This is a genomic window from Haemophilus sp. HMSC061E01 (assembly GCF_001810345.1).
Taxonomy (GTDB): domain Bacteria; phylum Pseudomonadota; class Gammaproteobacteria; order Enterobacterales; family Pasteurellaceae; genus Haemophilus_D.
Genome location: NZ_KV801018.1, coordinates 1 through 277, shown reverse-complemented (window position 1 = coordinate 277; position 277 = coordinate 1). Strand labels below are relative to the sequence as shown.

Annotated in this window: 2 tRNA genes; both read left to right on the top strand. The window is 51.3% G+C overall.

Annotated elements, in window-relative coordinates:
• Window positions 1-78: 78 nt before the first annotated feature.
• Window positions 79-154 (top strand) — tRNA-Val (locus HMPREF2732_RS08955).
• 44 nt (window positions 155-198) lie between these two features.
• A tRNA-Val gene (locus HMPREF2732_RS08950) sits at window positions 199-274 on the top strand.
• The last annotated feature ends 3 nt before the right edge of the window (window positions 275-277 follow it).

Here is a 277-nt window from a genome sequence, read left to right as displayed (position 1 = left end):
GTCACTGGTTCGAGACCGGTATCGCCCACCACTTAATTTTAGTGTTTAAATAAATCCGAATACCTTTTCAGGTGCATCGGGCGATTAGCTCAGTTGGGAGAGCACCTCCCTTACAAGGAGGGGGTCACTGGTTCGAGACCGGTATCGCCCACCACTTTTTCCAAAGTTGGCTTTAGTGTTGTAAAAGTTTGACCAAGCGGGCGATTAGCTCAGTTGGGAGAGCACCTCCCTTACAAGGAGGGGGTCACTGGTTCGAGACCGGTATCGCCCACCACTT